Origin of the sequence: Moritella sp. 28, from assembly GCF_018219435.1 — a bacterium.
Taxonomy (GTDB): domain Bacteria; phylum Pseudomonadota; class Gammaproteobacteria; order Enterobacterales; family Moritellaceae; genus Moritella.
The window spans coordinates 268,110-286,873 of the sequence record NZ_CP056121.1; the positions used below are offsets into that span (position 1 = coordinate 268,110).

General features: G+C 41.5%; 17 protein-coding genes. 10 read left to right on the forward strand and 7 right to left on the reverse strand.

The features are described from left to right. The first annotated feature begins 17 nt into the window (after positions 1-17). The 10 genes from murG (at position 18) to mutT (ending at position 12,179) form a co-directional block, all read left to right on the forward strand. On the forward strand, positions 18-1,076 hold the full coding sequence (gene murG, locus HWV02_RS01265) for an undecaprenyldiphospho-muramoylpentapeptide beta-N-acetylglucosaminyltransferase (protein ID WP_211678143.1): 1,059 nt from the start codon (positions 18-20) through the stop codon (positions 1,074-1,076). Between the two features lie 9 nt (positions 1,077-1,085). Beyond that, positions 1,086-2,546 carry a UDP-N-acetylmuramate--L-alanine ligase gene (gene murC, locus HWV02_RS01270; RefSeq protein ID WP_211679941.1) on the forward strand — a complete coding sequence of 487 codons (1,461 nt, stop codon included), beginning with the start codon at positions 1,086-1,088 and terminating at the stop codon, positions 2,544-2,546. Further along, a complete protein-coding gene (locus HWV02_RS01275) occupies positions 2,534-3,472 on the forward strand; it encodes a D-alanine--D-alanine ligase (protein WP_211678144.1) in 939 nt (312 codons plus the stop codon). The genes murC and HWV02_RS01275 overlap by 13 nt, the downstream gene beginning before the upstream one ends. A gap of 15 nt (positions 3,473-3,487) precedes the next feature. Beyond that, positions 3,488-4,306 (forward strand): cell division protein FtsQ/DivIB, encoded by an 819-nt coding sequence (locus HWV02_RS01280; RefSeq protein WP_211678145.1) that lies wholly within the window; start codon positions 3,488-3,490, stop codon positions 4,304-4,306. A 5-nt stretch (positions 4,307-4,311) separates the two neighbouring features. Beyond that, positions 4,312-5,559, forward strand: coding sequence for a cell division protein FtsA (gene ftsA, locus HWV02_RS01285; RefSeq protein WP_211678146.1), 1,248 nt, complete (start codon positions 4,312-4,314; stop codon positions 5,557-5,559). Between the two features lie 29 nt (positions 5,560-5,588). Further along, positions 5,589-6,770, forward strand: a complete 1,182-nt coding sequence (gene ftsZ, locus HWV02_RS01290) for a cell division protein FtsZ (protein ID WP_211689506.1) — start codon at positions 5,589-5,591, stop codon at positions 6,768-6,770. Between the two features lie 168 nt (positions 6,771-6,938). Further along, on the forward strand, positions 6,939-7,862 hold the full coding sequence (gene lpxC, locus HWV02_RS01295; RefSeq protein ID WP_211678148.1) for a UDP-3-O-acyl-N-acetylglucosamine deacetylase: 924 nt from the start codon (positions 6,939-6,941) through the stop codon (positions 7,860-7,862). Between the two features lie 126 nt (positions 7,863-7,988). Continuing rightward, positions 7,989-8,903: a M23 family metallopeptidase gene (locus tag HWV02_RS01300; protein WP_211678149.1), complete on the forward strand. Its 915-nt coding sequence runs from the start codon at positions 7,989-7,991 to the stop codon at positions 8,901-8,903. A gap of 46 nt (positions 8,904-8,949) precedes the next feature. Then, a complete protein-coding gene (secA, locus tag HWV02_RS01305) occupies positions 8,950-11,667 on the forward strand; it encodes a preprotein translocase subunit SecA (protein WP_211678150.1) in 2,718 nt (905 codons plus the stop codon). Positions 11,668-11,786: 119 nt separating this feature from the next. Beyond that, positions 11,787-12,179 carry an 8-oxo-dGTP diphosphatase MutT gene (mutT, locus tag HWV02_RS01310; protein ID WP_211679944.1) on the forward strand — a complete coding sequence of 131 codons (393 nt, stop codon included), beginning with the start codon at positions 11,787-11,789 and terminating at the stop codon, positions 12,177-12,179. Between the two features lie 22 nt (positions 12,180-12,201). On the opposite strand, the gene yacG is transcribed toward mutT, so the two are convergent. The 7 genes from yacG to nadC form a co-directional block, all read right to left on the reverse strand. Continuing rightward, complete coding sequence (yacG, locus tag HWV02_RS01315; RefSeq protein ID WP_211675603.1) at positions 12,202-12,393, reverse strand: DNA gyrase inhibitor YacG; 192 nt, start codon at positions 12,391-12,393, stop codon at positions 12,202-12,204. A 26-nt stretch (positions 12,394-12,419) separates the two neighbouring features. Continuing rightward, entirely contained in the window at positions 12,420-13,025 is a 606-nt protein-coding gene (coaE, locus tag HWV02_RS01320; protein WP_211689507.1) for a dephospho-CoA kinase, read from the reverse strand. 11 nt (positions 13,026-13,036) lie between these two features. Next, positions 13,037-13,924 carry an A24 family peptidase gene (locus HWV02_RS01325; RefSeq protein WP_211678152.1) on the reverse strand — a complete coding sequence of 296 codons (888 nt, stop codon included), beginning with the start codon at positions 13,922-13,924 and terminating at the stop codon, positions 13,037-13,039. Between the two features lie 119 nt (positions 13,925-14,043). Next, positions 14,044-15,294 (reverse strand): type II secretion system F family protein, encoded by a 1,251-nt coding sequence (locus tag HWV02_RS01330; RefSeq protein WP_211689508.1) that lies wholly within the window; start codon positions 15,292-15,294, stop codon positions 14,044-14,046. 85 nt (positions 15,295-15,379) lie between these two features. Then, positions 15,380-17,083: a type IV-A pilus assembly ATPase PilB gene (gene pilB, locus HWV02_RS01335; protein WP_211689509.1), complete on the reverse strand. Its 1,704-nt coding sequence runs from the start codon at positions 17,081-17,083 to the stop codon at positions 15,380-15,382. Between the two features lie 9 nt (positions 17,084-17,092). Next, complete coding sequence (locus tag HWV02_RS22955; RefSeq protein WP_211678155.1) at positions 17,093-17,527, reverse strand: prepilin-type N-terminal cleavage/methylation domain-containing protein; 435 nt, start codon at positions 17,525-17,527, stop codon at positions 17,093-17,095. A gap of 390 nt (positions 17,528-17,917) precedes the next feature. Next, on the reverse strand, positions 17,918-18,760 hold the full coding sequence (gene nadC / locus HWV02_RS01345; protein WP_211673739.1) for a carboxylating nicotinate-nucleotide diphosphorylase: 843 nt from the start codon (positions 18,758-18,760) through the stop codon (positions 17,918-17,920). Positions 18,761-18,764: the final 4 nt, after the last annotated feature.

Here is an 18,764-nt window from a genome sequence, read left to right on the forward strand (position 1 = left end):
CACTGAAAGATAATATTATGACAAAACGTTTATTAGTGATGGCTGGTGGCACTGGTGGTCACGTATTTCCTGGTATTGCGGTAGCAAAATATTTAGAACAGCAGGGCTGGGCGATTCATTGGATTGGTACTGCGGATCGTATGGAGGCCGATTTAGTCCCACAACATGGATTTGATATTTCATTCATTGATATTTCAGGGGTGCGTGGTAACGGAGTTAAGCGTTTATGTCTTGCACCCTTTCGAATTTTAAAATCCGTGTTACAGGCACGTAAAGTGATGAAAAAATTCAAACCTGATGTTGTCTTAGGGATGGGGGGGTTTGCTAGTGGACCGGGTGGCGTAGCGGCTTGGTTACAAGGTATTCCCGTGGTATTGCATGAGCAAAATGCGGCGGCAGGTCTCACTAACCGTCTATTAGCTAAAATTGCTAAACGTGTACTCATGGCCTTTCCTGGTGCATTTTCTCAGGGTCTGTTGGTTGGCAATCCAGTACGTGAAGATGTACTGGCTTTACATGCACGACCACACGTGTGCACAGGTAAGCTGACGGTATTGGTTGTTGGTGGTAGCTTAGGCGCAAAAGTATTAAATGAAACGTTACCAGCAGCACTGGCGCTATTACCCCAAGATAAAATTAGTATCCGCCATCAAGTGGGTAAAAATAATAGTACTGCGGTGAATGTTGCTTATCAGTCTGCTGGTGTTACAGCTGAGATTAAAGTATCTGATTTTATTGATGACATGGCGCAAGCTTATCATCAAGCTGATGTGGTAGTGTGTCGTGCAGGTGCGTTGACGGTGTCAGAGGTGGCTGTTGCAGGACTACCCGCTATTTTTATTCCATTACCACATGCAGTGGATGATCATCAGACTAAAAATGCCCAATCATTGGTACAAGCAGGTGGCGCGGTATTACTCCCACAAGGCCAATTAAATGCCGTGGATTTAGCCAAATTATTACAGCAATGGATTGACGATGAAGCACAACTTGTCGCTATGTCAAATGCAGCCAAAAGTGCTGCTATTCTAGATGCAACTGAGCAGGTCGCAAATGCCTGTTCAGCATTAAGTTAAGAGAGATAGATAATGTCTGAACAAAAGATCGCACAACTAAGAACGGTAGTGCCAGAGATGCGTCGTGTGAAAACTATTCATTTTGTTGGCATCGGTGGTGCTGGAATGGGTGGGATCGCAGAAGTATTAGCGAATGAAGGTTATCAGATCACGGGTTCTGATCTCGCGCCTAATCCAGTGACTGAACGTTTAGTCAAATTAGGTGCAAAAATTAATTTTGAGCATAAAGCGGAAAATGTACTGAATGCTAGCGTAGTGGTGGTATCAACGGCTATCGATTTCACAAATCCTGAAATTATGGCTGCACATGAAAACCGTATTCCGGTGATTAAACGTGCTGAAATGCTAGCAGAATTAATGCGCTTTCGTCATGGGATTGCGATTGCAGGCACACATGGTAAAACGTCGACTACAGCACTAGTGACAGGTATCTACCATCAAGCAGGCTTAGACCCTACATTCGTTAATGGCGGATTAGTGAAGAGCACTGGCACCAATGCAGGTTTAGGTAAAAGTCGTTATCTGATTGCTGAAGCGGATGAGAGCGATGCATCATTCTTACTGCTGCAGCCGATGGTTGCTGTCGTGACGAACATCGAAGCTGACCATATGGATACGTATGGTGGTGATTTTGCTAAATTAGAAAAAACCTTTATGGATTTTCTGCATAACTTGCCATTTTACGGTTTAGCCGTGATGTGCGCTGATGATGCAGTTATTGAAAAGTTGATCCCAGACATTGGTCGTCAGGTCGTGACTTATGGTTTCTCCGAAAATGCCGACGTACGTATTATCGATTATGTGCAAAAAGGTCATAAAAGTCACTTTACGATTTGTCGTAAAGATCGCGAAGATTTACGTGTAAGCTTGAATTCTCCGGGTCAACATAATGCTTTAAATGCGACTGCTGCAGTAGCTGTCGCGACTGAAGATGGTATTGATGATAGCGCGATTATTACCGCGCTCGCTAACTTTGCGGGTACTGGTCGACGTTTTGATCATCTTGGTGAATTTGATTCAGGCGCAGGTAATGTGATGCTGGTTGATGACTATGGTCATCACCCGACCGAGGTTGATGTTACTATTACTGCCGCACGTGCAGGCTGGCCTGAAAAACGTTTGGTTTCGGTATTCCAACCACATCGTTATACACGTACCCGTGATTTGTATGAAGATTTTGCAAACGTGTTATCAAAGGTTGATCTGTTATTTTTATTAGAAGTATATCCGGCAGGTGAAGAAGCAATCCCTGGTGCTGATAGTCGCTCATTATGTCGTAGTATTAGACAACGTGGTAATATTGAACCAATTTTTGTTTCTAGTCCAGATGAAATCCCAGCCATTTTAGCTGAGCATTTACAAAACGGTGACTTGGTATTAACCCAAGGTGCTGGTAATGTGGGTACGCTTGCTAAGGAACTGGCGGCAATGGAAATGAATGTTAGTACGATGAAACAATGGAAGAAGTAATCATGAGCGTAACAAGCATTAAAAAAGTAGCGGTATTATTTGGTGGGTATTCTGCCGAACGTGAAGTCTCACTAAAATCGGGCATCGCAGTCACATCAGGCTTACAACGTGCAGGTGTTGATGCGCATGCTTTAGATACCGCCGAATACGATGTTAGTCAACTGAGGGGGGATGGTTTCACCCATGCGTTTATTGCACTACATGGCCGTGGTGGCGAAGACGGTGTGATGCAAGGTGCATTAGAGCAGCTTGCCATTCCTTATACCGGTAGCCGGGTTTTAGGCGCCGCATTAGCGATGGATAAGATCCGTACTAAACAAATCTGGCAGTCTCAAGGTTTACCGACTGCGCTTTATCGCATTGTTACACCAAATCATTTTGATAATGCGATAGCAAGCGATATTATTGCGGATCTTGGTTCTCCGGTAATTATTAAACCGGCGAAAGAAGGCTCCAGTATCGGTATGGCGAAAGTGCATAACGTAGCGGAATTAGAAACAGCTGTCACGGCTGCGTTTGAGTATGATAATGAGATCTTAATTGAGCAATGGATTGAAGGACCTGAATTCACGGTTGCGATCTTAGGTGATGAAGTGTTGCCGGTGATTCAGCTTAAAACGCCAAATACGTTTTATGATTATCAAGCTAAGTACCAATCAAATACCACGGAGTACTTGTGTCCAGCCCCTATTACCGATGAACAACGTCAACAACTGCAAGCTTATGCATTAAAAGCATTTCGTGCTGTAGCTGCAGAGGGCTGGGGTCGTGTTGATGCAATGTTAGATGCACGGGGTCAGTTTCAATTGTTGGAAGTAAATACGGTACCGGGCATGACAGAAAAGAGTTTGGTGCCAATGGCGGCCAATGCTGCTGGGTATAACTTCGAGAGTTTGGTTTCTAAAGTATTAGCGCTCGCGCATTAATAAACGAATTTTGATATGACAGCTGTTATTCCAACACCGAGAAATGAAGCCTTAGATGATAATATCTACGCGCTCACAGAACTTGAGATTCAAGCGGATGAAGTTTGCGCTGAAGAATTAGCGCCATTACGTTTAAGGCGTAGTTTAGGTCTCTTTTTCTTTTTTTTGGTGTTAGTATTTTTTAGCTGGATGTTTAGCAGTATGGAAGCATACTTGACCGATGCCAGCAAAATGCCAATGTCAGCCCTGATTATTCAGGGGGATCGAGAGTATGTTAGTGACGATGATATCCGAACCGTCTTGTTGCAAAAACCGGCAATAGAAAATTACTTTTCGGTAAATGTTGATGATATTCAAAATAAAATTGAATCGTTACCTTGGGTTTATCACGCGTCGGTACGTAAAAGTTGGCCTGATTTATTGCGTGTATATATTCAAGAACAACCCGTTGTTGCAGTGTGGAATGATACGCAATTATTGAACGAAGACGGGATAGTGTTTGATGCAGATATCAATAGTGCGCCGAAATCATTAGTGAAACTTTATAGTCCGAATGATAAAATCGAACAAACACTCGCCAAATTCAATGAGTTCAACGGATTGCTGCAGCTAAATAATTATAAAATAGTTAAAGTTTCGCTTAATTTACGTAATGCAATCACGGTCGAATTAAGTAATGGTATTATGCTTCGTTTAGGACGAGAAAATGCAATATCTCGAATTCAGCGCTATATCGATTATGTTGCAGTATTAGATAAAGAAAAAATAGCCTATATAGATTTACGTTACGATACAGGTTTCTCAGTTGGCTGGAAAAATGACAATAAAGAGTAATGACAATGACTAAATCGATGGAACGAAAATTAATAGTAGGTTTAGATGTCGGCACATCAAAAATTGCCGTTGTTGTAGGTGAATTATTACCTGACGGTGAACTGAACATTATCGGTTTAGGACAAAGTGCATCGAGAGGCATGGATAAAGGGGGGGTAAACGACCTGGAATCTGTTGTTAAAGCTGTTCAACGTGCCAAACAAGAAGCCGAAATGATGGCGGATATGAAAATATCTTCTGTCTACCTGAGTATTTCAGGTAAACACATTAGCAGCCAAGATGAAATTGGCATGGTGGCAATCTCGGAAGATGAGGTCACACAAGATGATGTAGATAATGTGATCTACACTGCAAGATCTGTGAGAATTCGTGACGAACATCGAATTTTACACGTAATTCCACAAGAATATGCTATTGATTATCAAGAACGGATTAAAAATCCAGTTGGTTTATCCGGTGTTCGGATGAAAGCGAAGGTACATTTGATCACTTGTCACAATGATATGGCAAAAAATATTGTAAAATGTGCTGAGCGTTGTGAACTACAAGTGGATAAGTTAATTTTTTCTGCTCTCGCATCAAGTTATGCAGTTGTTACCGACGATGAAAAAGAACTCGGTGTATGTGTTGTCGATATTGGCGGTGGCACTATTGATATCGCCGTATTTTATGATGGTTCATTACGTCATACATCGGTATTTTCGTATGCAGGTAATGCAGTTACTAGTGATATTGCGTATGCATTTGGTACCCCTCCTGCAGACGCAGAAGAGATTAAAGTTAACTTTGGTTGTGCGCATGCTAAGTTATTACAACGTGATGATACTATCGAAGTTGCAAGTGTCGGTGGACGACCATCGCGCACTTTACAGCGACAAACACTTGCAGAAGTGATCGAACCTCGATATTCTGAACTATTCGGAATGGTTGAAGCTGAATTAAAAACTATTTTAGAGTCATTAAAACTGGATAAATTGGCGGCTGGCATTGTACTTACTGGTGGTGCGGCACAAATTGAAGGTTTAGTTGAATGTGCAGAAAGCGTATTCAACTCACAAGTTAGAATAGGTATTCCATTAAATATAAATGGATTAACTGAATATGTAAATACACCAGTGTATTCAACAGCGGTTGGCTTACTTCAGTTTGGTAAAGAACATCAGTTCGAACCAACAACAGACGTAGTCGTAGAACGGAATAATTGTAATCAGTTACTTAAAAGAATAATGAGCTGGTTCAAAGGCGGGTTTTAAAACCCTATAAGATTTTTGGAGATATTACCATGTTTGAACTACTAGATGATAGTCACGATGAAGCTGTCATTAAAGTCATTGGTGTTGGTGGTGGCGGCGGTAACGCTGTTGATCACATGGTCAGTGAAACAATTGAAGGTGTTGAATTTATTGTCGTAAATACAGATGCACAAGCATTACGTAATTCAGCCGCTGGATCTGTTATTCAAATCGGTAACACTATCACTAAAGGTTTGGGCGCGGGCGCAAACCCAACAGTAGGTCGTGAAGCTGCAATGGAAGATCGCGATGGTATTCGTGAGCAGCTGCAAGGCTCTGATATGATCTTTATTGCTGCGGGTATGGGCGGTGGTACAGGTACTGGTGCTGCTCCGGTTGTTGCTGAAATTGCTAAAGAATTAGGGATTTTAACGGTAGCTGTAGTCACTAAACCTTTCTCGTTTGAAGGTAAGCGTCGCTTGAGTTATGCACAAGCTGGTATCGATGCCTTAAGTGAACAAGTTGATTCTTTGATTACAATACCTAACGACAAATTATTGAAAGTATTGGGTCGTGGTGTCAGTTTATTAGATGCATTCAAAGCTGCTAATAACGTATTACTTGGTGCTGTACAAGGTATTGCGGAACTCATTACGCGTCCAGGTCTAATCAACGTGGATTTCGCCGATGTTCGCACAGTCATGAGTGAAATGGGTACTGCAATGATGGGTACCGGTGTTGCTTCTGGTGAAGATCGAGCCGCAGAAGCCGCAGAAGCTGCTATCTCAAGCCCATTACTTGATGATGTTGATTTAGCGGGTGCTCGGGGTATTCTGGTTAATATTACTGCTGGCCTCGATATCAATATCGAAGAATTCGAAACAGTAGGTAATTCAGTTAAAGCCTTTGCTTCTGATAATGCAACCGTTGTTGTGGGTGCGGTAATCGACCCTGAAATGACGGATGAATTACGTGTAACTGTTGTTGTTACGGGTATCGGTGCTGAAAACAAACCCGATATTACTTTAGTACCAACACCAGCTAAAAAAGTAGAAGAAGCGAAAGCTGAATCGATACGCGTTGAAGAAACCGTTAAAGCGACTGTGATGCCTGCCGATAAGCAAGTAGATGTGCAGAAAGTTGCTGTTGGTGAAAGTAATACAACAACGGCAACGAAAAGTGAACCGGATTATTTAGATATTCCAGCGTTCTTACGTCGCCAAGCTGACTAATACTTTATTGTATTATAGCTAGATATGATTCAGTCTTACGGGTTGTTTTTAGCGTAAAGAGTGAGTTATACAAGACGTGTTTGGACTGGTTATTTTGCATTTCCTGTAGGGCTGTGGTAAATTACTCGGCCTCGCGTTGGAGTGTGGGATTTAAATAGGGTAACATTAATGATTAAGCAAAGAACATTAAAACAAGCAGTACGTGGCACCGGTATCGGTCTGCATTCTGGCAACAAGGTTACCCTTAATCTTCGTCCAGCGGCAGCGAATACCGGTATTATTTATCGTCGTATTGATCTTGATCCAGTTGTTGATTTCAAAGCATCTGCTGACATGGTGAAAGACACGATGTTATGCACTTGTCTAATCAACGAAGATGGTCACCGGATTTCGACCGTAGAACATCTAAATGCGGCCTTAGCAGGTCTCGGCATTGATAATATTATTATTGAAGTAGATGCGGCTGAAATTCCAATTATGGATGGCAGTGCAAGTCCTTTTATTTTCTTACTGCAAAGCGCGGGAATCGAAGAGCTAAACTGCGCTAAGAAGTTTATTAAAATAAAACAACCTATACGTGTTGAAGATGGCGACAAATGGGCTGAATTTTTACCGTCGAACCATGGTTTTATTATGGATTTACGTATTGAATTTGATCATCCTGTGTTTGAAGGTCAAAATCAACATATTCGAGCAGACTTTTCGGGTGATTGGTTCCATCAAGAAATCAGCCGAGCACGTACTTTTGGCTTTATGAAAGACATTGAATATCTTCAATCGCAAGACCTTGCACTAGGTGGTAGCCTAGAGAACGCTATTGTGATCGATGAGTTCCGTATTTTAAATGATGACGGTTTACGTTATGAAGATGAATTTGTGAAACATAAAGTACTTGATGCTGTTGGAGACCTGTACTTATCAGGTCATTCAATCCTAGGTGAGTTTAGAGCATTTAAAACTGGCCACGGCATGAATAATTTATTGCTAAGAGCATTACTTGCTAATCAAGAAGCATGGGAATTCACCACTGTAGATGAAGCCCAAGATGCGCCAATTCGTTGGTTAGAACCAAATTTAGAACTGGCGTTATAATCTAATCAAATCGGTTTGGTATCTCGGAACTGAGTGAGTTAGTTTACTCTGAGATAAATACAGATAGAATTGTGGCATTAAATTGTTTATATTTAGTGTCACCAATTCATCAGTTAATAAAAGATTATGAGCGTTACAGTGACTTACTCGAATGGTAAACATAACCATTCTAAATTATTTAATATCTACGTTTTAATATTTGCATTCATAGCTGTTATTGCTATCTCGATCACGTCTTCTTGGTTTCTCTATTCAAATTTCTCTTCCCAAGCTATACAACTTAAGATTGCGAAAACGCAACAGAAATATCAGCAACAAGCAGATGAAGTTCTTACGCTACGTCAAGAAACTGATTTGAAAATCGCCGTATTTGCGAGTAAAGTTGGCATGATGCAAGCGGAGGTTAACCGTTTGAGTTTATTAGGCGATGAATTGGCTAAAAATGCCAGTCTAACGCGTGGTGAATTTGATTTTAACCTAAAACCTGCAATTGGCGGTCCGATTGTTACAGATTCTAGTTATGCTGTTGATTTACAAGCCTTGCTCGAAGAGATGGATTTATTGTCACTTGAAGTAAATAATCGCACCCAACAACTATCGCTACTTGAAACTATGCTATTGAATCACAATATAACTGATGAGGCTGTTTTATCTGGACGTCCAGTTATTCAACGTGGTTCTTGGTTATCGTCCCATTACGGCGTGCGTAAAGACCCTTTTACAGGGCGAGCGACTATGCATAAGGGGATTGATTTTGCAGGTAATAATGGCATGAATATTATTGCAACGGGTGCTGGAGTGGTAACTTGGTCTGGAAGACGTTCTGGTTATGGGCTATTAATCGAAATTAACCACGGAAATGGTCTGTCGTCACGTTATGCCCATGCTAAAGAGCTCATCGCAAAAGAAGGCGATGTTGTTGGCAAGGGGCAAACTATTGCTATTATGGGAAGTTCAGGGCGCTCTACTGGACCTCATGTGCACTACGAAGTGCTAAAATCGGGACGACAAGTCGATCCTAAACGCTATGTTTATCGCTAAAATGCTTTAAATTTCAAATAGATTCACAATAACTTTTGGTCATAAAATGTTAACTAATATAATTACAAAAATAGTCGGTAGCCGCAATGACCGCATTTTAAAAAAATTGCATAAAGTTGTAAAACAGGTCAATCAATTAGAAGCTGATTTTGAAGTATTATCAGATGCAGAATTAAAAGCAAAAACAGTTGATTTTCAACAGCGTGTTGCTGCCGGTGAATCACTTGATAGCATTTTAGCTGAAGCATTCGCGGTTGTTCGTGAAGGTTCTAAACGTGTATTTGGCATGCGCCATTTCGATGTGCAGTTACTTGGTGGTATGGTTTTAAATAATAATCAGATTGCTGAAATGCGTACGGGTGAAGGTAAAACTCTAACAGCAACATTACCAGCCTATCTAAATGCATTAACAGGTAAAGGTGTACATATTATTACGGTGAATGATTACCTTGCTGCACGTGATGCGGAATGGAATCGTGAACTGTTTGAATTTTTAGGTTTAACCGTTGGCCTTAACGTTTCAGGCATGGATAACATGGCAAAACGTGACGCGTATGCTGCAGATGTTACTTACGGCACTAATAATGAATTTGGTTTTGATTATCTGCGTGACAACATGGCCTTTGAGCCGCAACAGCGTGTTATGCGTCCGTTATATTACGCTGTCATCGATGAAGTGGATTCAATCTTAATTGATGAAGCGCGTACCCCGCTTATCATCTCTGGTCCTGCTGATGATAGTTCAGAGCTATATACTAAGATCAACACCATCATTCCACTGCTAGAACAGCAAGAACAGGAAGATACCGAAGAATACACTGGTGATGGTCACTTCACGGTCGATGAAAAAAACAAACAAGTATTACTGACTGAAAACGGTCAAATTAAAGTTGAAGAAATGCTCAAAGAGCGTGGCTTATTAAGCGAAGATGACAATTTGTTCTCTGCGGCAAATATTTCATTATTACATCACATCAATGCGGCATTACGTGCACATACGTTATTTGAAAAAGACGTGGATTATATCGTTAGTGATGAAGGCGAGATTGTTATTGTTGACGAACATACGGGCCGTACTATGCCTGGACGTCGCTGGTCAGAAGGTTTACATCAAGCGGTAGAAGCTCGCGAAGGTGTTAAAATTCAAAATGAAAACCAAACTTTAGCATCGATCACGTTCCAGAATTATTTCCGTATGTATGAAAAGCTATCGGGTATGACTGGTACGGCTGATACTGAAGCATTTGAATTCCAATCTATCTATAGCCTTGAAACGGTTGTCTTGCCGACCAATAAACCAATGGCGCGTAAAGACTTTGGTGATCTGGTTTATCTGACTGCTGATGAGAAGCATGTTGCGATCATTGAAGATATTAAAGATTGTGTAGAAAGACAGCAGCCAGTGCTGGTTGGTACTGTATCAATTGAAAGCTCTGAGTTACTCTCGAAACTACTTAAAAAAGACAAAATCAAACATAACGTATTGAATGCGAAATTCCATGAACGTGAAGCTGAGATTGTTGCTGATGCGGGTCGTTCTGGGGCTGTTACGATTGCAACTAACATGGCTGGTCGTGGTACCGATATCGTGTTAGGTGGTAACTGGCAGACTGAAGTTGATAAGCTGAAGAATCCAACTGAAGCGCAAATCGCACATATTAAAGCGGAATGGCAAGCTCGTCATGACGCTGTACTTGCTGCGGGTGGCTTACACATTATAGGTACAGAACGTCATGAATCTCGTCGTATTGATAACCAATTACGTGGTCGTTCTGGTCGTCAAGGTGATGCGGGTTCTACACGTTTCTATCTGTCAATGACCGATCCGTTAATGCGTATTTTCACATCAGACCGTATTACTGGCATGATGAAAAAACTGGGTATGGAAGAAGGCGAAGCGATTGAGCATAAGTGGGTAACACGCGCAATCGAAAACGCACAACGTAAAGTTGAAGGCCGTAACTTTGATATTCGTAAATCGTTACTTGAATTCGATGACGTCGCTAATGACCAGCGTAAAGTGGTTTATGAGCAACGTAATGAATTAATGGAAGCGGAAGATATCAGCGAAACTATGGTTGTGATCCGTGAAGACGTAATCAACGCGGTAATGGATGCTTATATTCCACCACAATCATTACATGAAATGTGGGATATCTCAGGTTTAGAGCAGCGTTTGCGTGCTGATTTCATGCTTGAACTGCCAATCCAGCAATGGTTAGATGATGATACTAAGTTATACGAAGAGAAGATTCGTGAGCGTATCATGACTGCAGCCAAAGAAGCTTACACAGCGAAAGAAGACGCGGTTGGTGCACAAGTGATCCGTCAGTTTGAAAAAGCAGTTATGCTACAAACCCTGGATGGTTTATGGAAAGAGCATTTAGCTGCGATGGACCATTTACGTCAAGGTATTCATTTACGTGGTTATGCACAGAAAAACCCGAAACAAGAATACAAGCGTGAGTCGTTTGAGCTGTTCACTGAAATGTTAGAAAATCTAAAATCAGATGTGGTTGGCGTTATATCTAAAGTGCAGGTGCAAGCACCAGAAGACGTAGAAGCGGTTGAAGCACAGCGTCGTCGTAGTGAGTCATTACCACAAAGCATGAGCCATGCAGCGGCTGAAAACCAGCTTGCAGATGCATCGGCAACGCCAGATGCTGAAACATTTGTGCGTCAAGGCCAAAAAGTAGGCCGTAATGATCCTTGTCCTTGTGGCTCAGGCGCTAAGTTCAAACAGTGTCATGGTAAATTAAGCTAGTAGCGAACACTATTTATTAGTGACGGTTATTACTTAAAATTGAAAGCGTTAAAGCAGCAATGTTTTAGCGCTTTTTGTTATCTATACTTTATTCCAATTATTAAATAAGAGAAATAATGATGAAAGTCGTCCATGTAGCTGCTGGTATAATTGTTCGTGGCCAACAAGTATTTATCAGTAAGCGTAGCTCAGCGCAGCACCAAGGTGATAAATGGGAATTTCCGGGTGGTAAGGTGGAGTCTGATGAATCTGTGCTTGAGGCGTTAACCAGAGAGCTAAAAGAAGAAGTGGATCTTGACGTCATGAATGCACAGGCATTTCACCAGTTAGAATTTGATTATGGCGATAAAATCGTGCAATTAGATTTCTATCTTGTCGATAAGTTTGAAGGGGTAGGTAAAGGACTGGAAGGGCAGCAAACGGCTTGGATAAATATCAGCGAGTTGGCGGATTATAATTTTCCCGCTGCGAATCAAGTGATTGTTGAAATGTTAATGACTCAGTTTGCCTGAGCCATTACGCTAAGGTCACTACTTAATCGAATTCGTAACCTTTAGGCTGTAATTCTTGTGGTGATACATCTTCACCTGGAATGGCGCGTTCTTCGTTTGCCCATTCGCCAAGATCAATCAGTTTGCAGCGTTCACAACAAAACGGGCGAAATTCGCTAGTGGCAACCCATTCAACAGGTTTTTGACAGGTTGGGCAATTTACTTGCATAGTGATTTCCTAAATATACAGAGCTTAAGGCTTTAGTCTGCCATGGCTGCTGCCGCTAACTCAAGAAATTTTTGATGTAAGACGGCAACATCCTGCTCAAGCTGTTGGCGTTCGTTATTCACCACCACCGAATCTGCTGCTGCGAGGCGCTGCTCACGAGTAGCCTGTGATTTTAATATCGCATTCGCTTGTTGTAGTGATACCTTATCCCTCGCCATCGTACGGTCGATTTGGACTTGTTCTTCCACATCAACAACCAGAACGTGATTGCATAACGTGGTGAGGTTGTTTTCAACTAATAATGGCACAACTAACAAAGTATAAGCGGACTTACTGGCGGCTAATTGCGCTAATAATTCAGCGCGGATCATGGGATGTAATAAGTTATTTAACCATTGCTTATTGGCGTTATCAGAAAATATTTTTTCACGTAACAAGGGGCGATTTAAACTGCCATCATCCAGTAATATCCGTTCACCAAAATGAGCGCTAATCTGTTTTAATCCATTACTGCCAATCGCCACCACTTCTCTGGCAACAATATCGGCATCGACTAAATTAATCCCTTCGCTCGCGATTAGATCGGCAACGGTTGTTTTACCTGATGCGATACCACCTGTTAATCCAACTACATACATAAATTTCTACCTTAATAAATAAAATTGGATAGATAGAAATCAACGAGTTGATCACCCCAAATAAGATACAGCCAACCTGCAATCGCCAGATAAGGACCAAATGGAATGGGGTTACCTTGGGTATGCTTTTTCAATAGGATTTGACTAATACCTATGATAGCGCCAGCAAATGACGAGAGTAAAACAATCGCTAAAATCGACTGCCAGCCGAACCATGCGCCAAACGCGGCTAATAGTTTGAAGTCACCATAACCCATACCTTCTTTACCGGTCAGTAACTTAAAACCCCAATACACAGTCCAGAGAGATAGATAACCAACGATAGCACCGATAATTGCATCTGAAGGGGAGACCCAAGCGTAGTTGACGTTGAGCAGTAAGCCTAACCATAACAAGGGTAATGTCATTTGGTCGGGTAGTAACATTTTATCGATATCGATAAAAGTCAGCGCAACTAAACACCAAGTCAGTAATAATGCCCCCGCTAATTGGATACCGTAAGGAATGTACAAGGCCACGACGAACGATAACAAACCGGTTAGTAGCTCAATACTAGGGTAACGTGCTGAAATTGGGTTTGCACAACTACTGCACTTTCCGCGTAATACTAACCAGCTGATCACGGGAATGTTTTCTAATGCGGTTATTTGATGATCGCATTTAGGACAAGCGGAGCGGGGTAATAATAAATTGAATTTAGTTGCTTCTGGTTCTGACTTTGCGGTCTTGCATTCTTCATCAAAGTAAACTGTGCACTCTTGCTTCCATTCACGCTCCATCATGATAGGTAAACGGTAAATGACCACATTTAAGAAACTACCAACGAGTAGGCCAAGTAAGGTAGCGAATAACCATAATAGCCAAGGATAGAGTTGAAAGAGAAGCGCTAAGTCTTGCATGTAAATTACCTGTACCGAATCAAATTGATAGATAAATATTAATTGAAATAAGATGATAACAAACCCATGACAGAAAAGCTGTTAAAGCTTGCTATCAAAATAACACTGGTCGATATTCACTACATAATACTGCCCATTTCAAAGATAGGTAAGTACATGGCAATCACGAGGCCGCCAATGACGACGCCTAATACAACCATGATCATGGGTTCGATTAAACTGGTTAAGCCATCGACCGCATCATCGACTTGTTGTTCATAAATATGGGCGACTTTCGCCAACATATCATCAAGTGAGCCTGACTCTTCACCGATCATCACCATTTGCGTGACCATATCAGGAAATAAATTGGTTGAGCGCATGGCGATATGCATTTGTAATCCGGCGATAACTTCGTTACGCATATCCATGACTGCATTTTTATAGACAATATTACCTGATGCGCCGGCTGCTGACGTTAATGAATCAACAAGCGGAATACCAGCGGCAAATGTTGTTGATAGAGTTCTGGCAAAACGCGCCATCGCCCCTTTGTGCATGATCGGCCCAATCGCTGGTATCTTGAGAATCGTGCGCTCAGTGATGTGTTTAACTTTTATCGAACGCTTATTAGCTTTAAGGTAAGCAAAAGGTAATCCGAATAATATACCGATCACCAAATACCAAAATTGACTGACAAAGTCAGAAATAGATAAGACAAACAGGGTGAAAGGGGGAAGTTCAGCACCAAAACTGGCAAAAATTTCTTTGAATTGGGGTATCACATAGAGTAATAAAATAAGTGTCACGACAGCTGCAACTGCGAGTACCATAATCGGGTAGAACATAGCTTTTTTTATCTTAGATTTGAGAGCTTCAGATTTTTCTTTATAAGTCGCGATACGATCATAAATACTGTCTAATGAACCGGATTGTTCACCGGCACTAATAAGATCACAATATAAGTCATCAAAATAAAGAGGGTGTTTACGTAATGCATCAGAAAGCGGAGTGCCCGTCGCTACTTCCGCTGCAACTTCACCAATTAGCGCGCGCATGGAAGGGTTATCATTACTGCGGGCTATAATCTCTAAGCTCTGCACCAGCGGTACGCCCGCATTAAGCATGGTTGATATTTGTCGTGAAATAAGTGCAATATCCAGTGGTTTTATTTTGGCCGTTGCTTTGGAAAATAAACCTGTTGATTTACGACTGGCTTTTAATACATTAATGCCTTGACGACGTAACTCAACTTTTAAGTTACTGATACTTTCAGCTTGCATTTCACCGCTGACTTTTTTGCCTTTGCGGTTAACGCCTTGCCAGTTATAGGGATAGCGTTTTTTGACTGTCGATGTGCTGCGATTGGCTTTTTTAGTTACTGCGACCATGATGCTATCCTTAGCTGATGGTGTGAGATACGATCCTTTTTATACAGAGGACTATTTTTTATTACTGATCGTGAGTCATTGAGCACTAATGATTAGTGATACGCTCAACCTCAAGTAAACTGGTCACGCCGTCGATCACTTTTTTCAAGGCTGATTGGCGTAATGTATTCATGCCTTCTTGCTGCGCTTGTTCGCTGAGTTCAAGCGAGTTGCTGCCGGTTAAGATCATGCGTGCGATCTTATCTGACATCGGCATGACTTCGTAGATCCCTACGCGTCCTTTATAACCTTTAGTACATTGGTTACAACCTATGGCTTTAAATGAAGTGATCCCATCATTGATTTGCTGTTGGCTAAAACCGAGCTTGGCTAATTCGATAGCGGGTATGTCTTCGGGCTGCTTACACTCACTGCACAGGCGACGGCCGAGCCGTTGGGCGATGATCAAGCTGACTGATGAACCTATATTATAAGCAGGGACACCCATGTTGGATAAACGAGTGAGGGTTTCTGCTGCAGAGTTGGTATGCAGAGTCGATAATACTAAGTGACCGGTTTGCGCTGCTTTGATCGAAATCTCGGCTGTTTCTATATCGCGGATCTCACCAACCATGACAACATCCGGGTCTTGGCGTAAGAATGATCGCAATGCACTGGGGAAGTTCAGTCCTGCTTTCTGGTTGATTTGGACTTGATTGATACCTGTGAGGTTGATCTCGATAGGATCTTCGGCTGTGGATATGTTGCGTTCCACGGTGTTGAGGATATTGAGGCCACTGTATAAAGACACCGTTTTACCACTGCCTGTTGGGCCTGTGATCAAGATCATGCCCTGCGGTTTTTCTAACGCTTTAAGGTACAGCGCTTTTTGTGTATCGTCATAACCGAGAATATCAATGTTGAGACTGGCTTGGTTAGAATCTAAGATCCGCATCACCACTTTTTCACCCCACATGGTGGGCAGGGTGCTAACACGTAGATCAATGGACTTGTTTTTGGATAATTTTAATTTGATTCGGCCATCTTGTGGCACTCTACGCTCGGCAATATCTAATTGCGCCATGACTTTTAAGCGCGCAGAAAAACGCATCGCTAAGTTTACGGGTGGCGATACCATCTCATGTAAGATACCGTCGATACGAAAACGTACCCGGTATTTGAATTCATAGGGCTCGAAGTGAATATCGGATGCGCCTTTTTTAATCGCATCCAGTAAGATCTTATTGACGAATTTAACAATCGGGGCGTCGTCAGCACCGCTGTTATTTTCTTGCTCCAGGCGTGACTCGTTGTTATCAACTTCTAACTCATCAATGCTGGCATCATTCAGATCACCAAGGGCATCAATATCACTTTCGAGTACTATCTCTAACGCTTTTTGTAATTGTACTTCATCAACCAAAAGTACTTCGGTATGCAAACTGAAGCTAAAGGAAAACTCTTCTAATGCGGTGACATTGGTCGGGTCTGACATCGCCAGATATAATGTTTGTCCCTGCACGTAGATAGGCAGAGCATGGTGTTTTTCGATTAATTTTCCATTAAGCAGGTTATCGGGAATTTCTTCCAGTTTAAAGGTATCTAAATCGAGTAGTGGAACGCCATATTCACGCTCTAGTAATTGCGCTAATACTTGGCTGTCTATGATGTTATTGTCGACGAGATAGCTTGTGAAGGCTTTACCTTCCTGTTTGGCGCTTTGCAGAAGTTGGGGAATTTCTTCTGTTACAAGGTATGAATGTGCGACCAGGCTGTGAGCCAGGCCGCCAGCGTTATGTTTGTGTAGCATTAGCTATTATTAGCAATAGGCTGCAGCAATACATGTTGAACTTGAAACTGGTAGTTCCCATTTCACTAGTCCGTTAGTATTTGTTGCGCTAATGATATAATCAACACTGTCATAATTTGAGTTTGTTAAGGCTGTGATTGTTACGTTATTTGTACCAGTCGATGTAGCTATTATTGATGTGATATTATCTGTATTGAATGCTCCTGATGTTGTTGCGTTACTCATTTGTACGCAAACTGTTGCTGCACGGCCTTTTTGGAAGCATTCCTCTACTTTTCCTTTACCTATAGCTGCAGCATTAACTACTTCTACAAACTCTGCACTCTTGATATATTTCTGGTATGACGGCATACCGATACCAGCCAAAATAGCTACAATTGCAATAACGATCATCAATTCAATTAACGTAAAACCTTGTTGTTGTGCTTTCTGTTGTACTCTCATTTTTTATATCCTTATAAAATTAGCTAATAGTCCTTTAGTCATCAAATGGTATGAGATACCCGATGAGTTAATTTATTTAAACCTTGATTTAACATTTTGTATACAAGTATTTAACGATCCAGATCAAGTTATAAGATAATGAGCCGAAATAAGTAATTGATTTATTGATATATAATTATCTTGTACTAAGGGGTTTGTAGTTGGAATTAAGTAATTTAAAAGCTATTTATAGATGAATAACTAAAATGAAGGTTATTATGCAGTGGTTAATTTTATTCTGCTTGGCTCTACCAGAAAATAAAAAAGCACTACCCTAATGAGATAGTGCTTAAATGCTTAATTAGGACTTTGTCATTAATTTTATTATTAGTGATTATTATTCAATAATGACTATTTAATAAAACGCATCGACAGGTCGGTTGCTTGCACATGTTTTGTTAGTGCGCCTACCGAGATAAAATCAACGCCAGTTGCAGCAAAACTCGCAAGGGTCTTAATTGTCACATTACCTGATACTTCTAATTTTGCTTTACCTTGGTTTAATTCAACCGCTGCACGCATCATTGGAATGTCAAAGTTATCGATCATAACGATGTCCGCACCTGCATCCAATGCTTGTTGCAGTTCAGCAAGACTTTCGGTTTCAACTTCAACTGGTTTACCTGGTTGTAACTCTTTTGCTTTGGCAATCGCGTTTTCAATACCGCCACAGGCCATGATGTGGTTTTCTTTAATCAGGTAAGCATCGAATAGGCCGATACGGTGGTTTTTACCGCCACCACAAGTCACTGCGTATTTTTGGGCGAAGCGTAGACCTGGGATTGTTTTACGCGTGTCTAATAACTGACATTTAGTACCTGCAAGTTGATCAACGTATTCTTTAGTTAATGTGGCAACGCCAGATAATGTTTGTACAAAGTTGAGTGCATTACGCTCACCCGTTAATAATGTACGGGCAGGGCCTTCTAGCGTAAATAGTGTTTGATCGGCAGCGACTAGGTCACCATCAGCAACAAACCAAGTCACTGTGACAGTGTCACCTAGCTGGTGGAAAACTTCATCAACCCAGGCTTTACCACAAAATACCGCTTGTTCACGGCTGATCACTTTGGCTTTAGCTTGTGTTTCTGCTGCGATTAAGTTTGCCGTGATATCACCTTCAGCCACACTTTGACCACCAAGGTCTTCTGCTAATGCAGTGCTTACTGCGCGGCGTATTTCTTGTTGTAACATAATA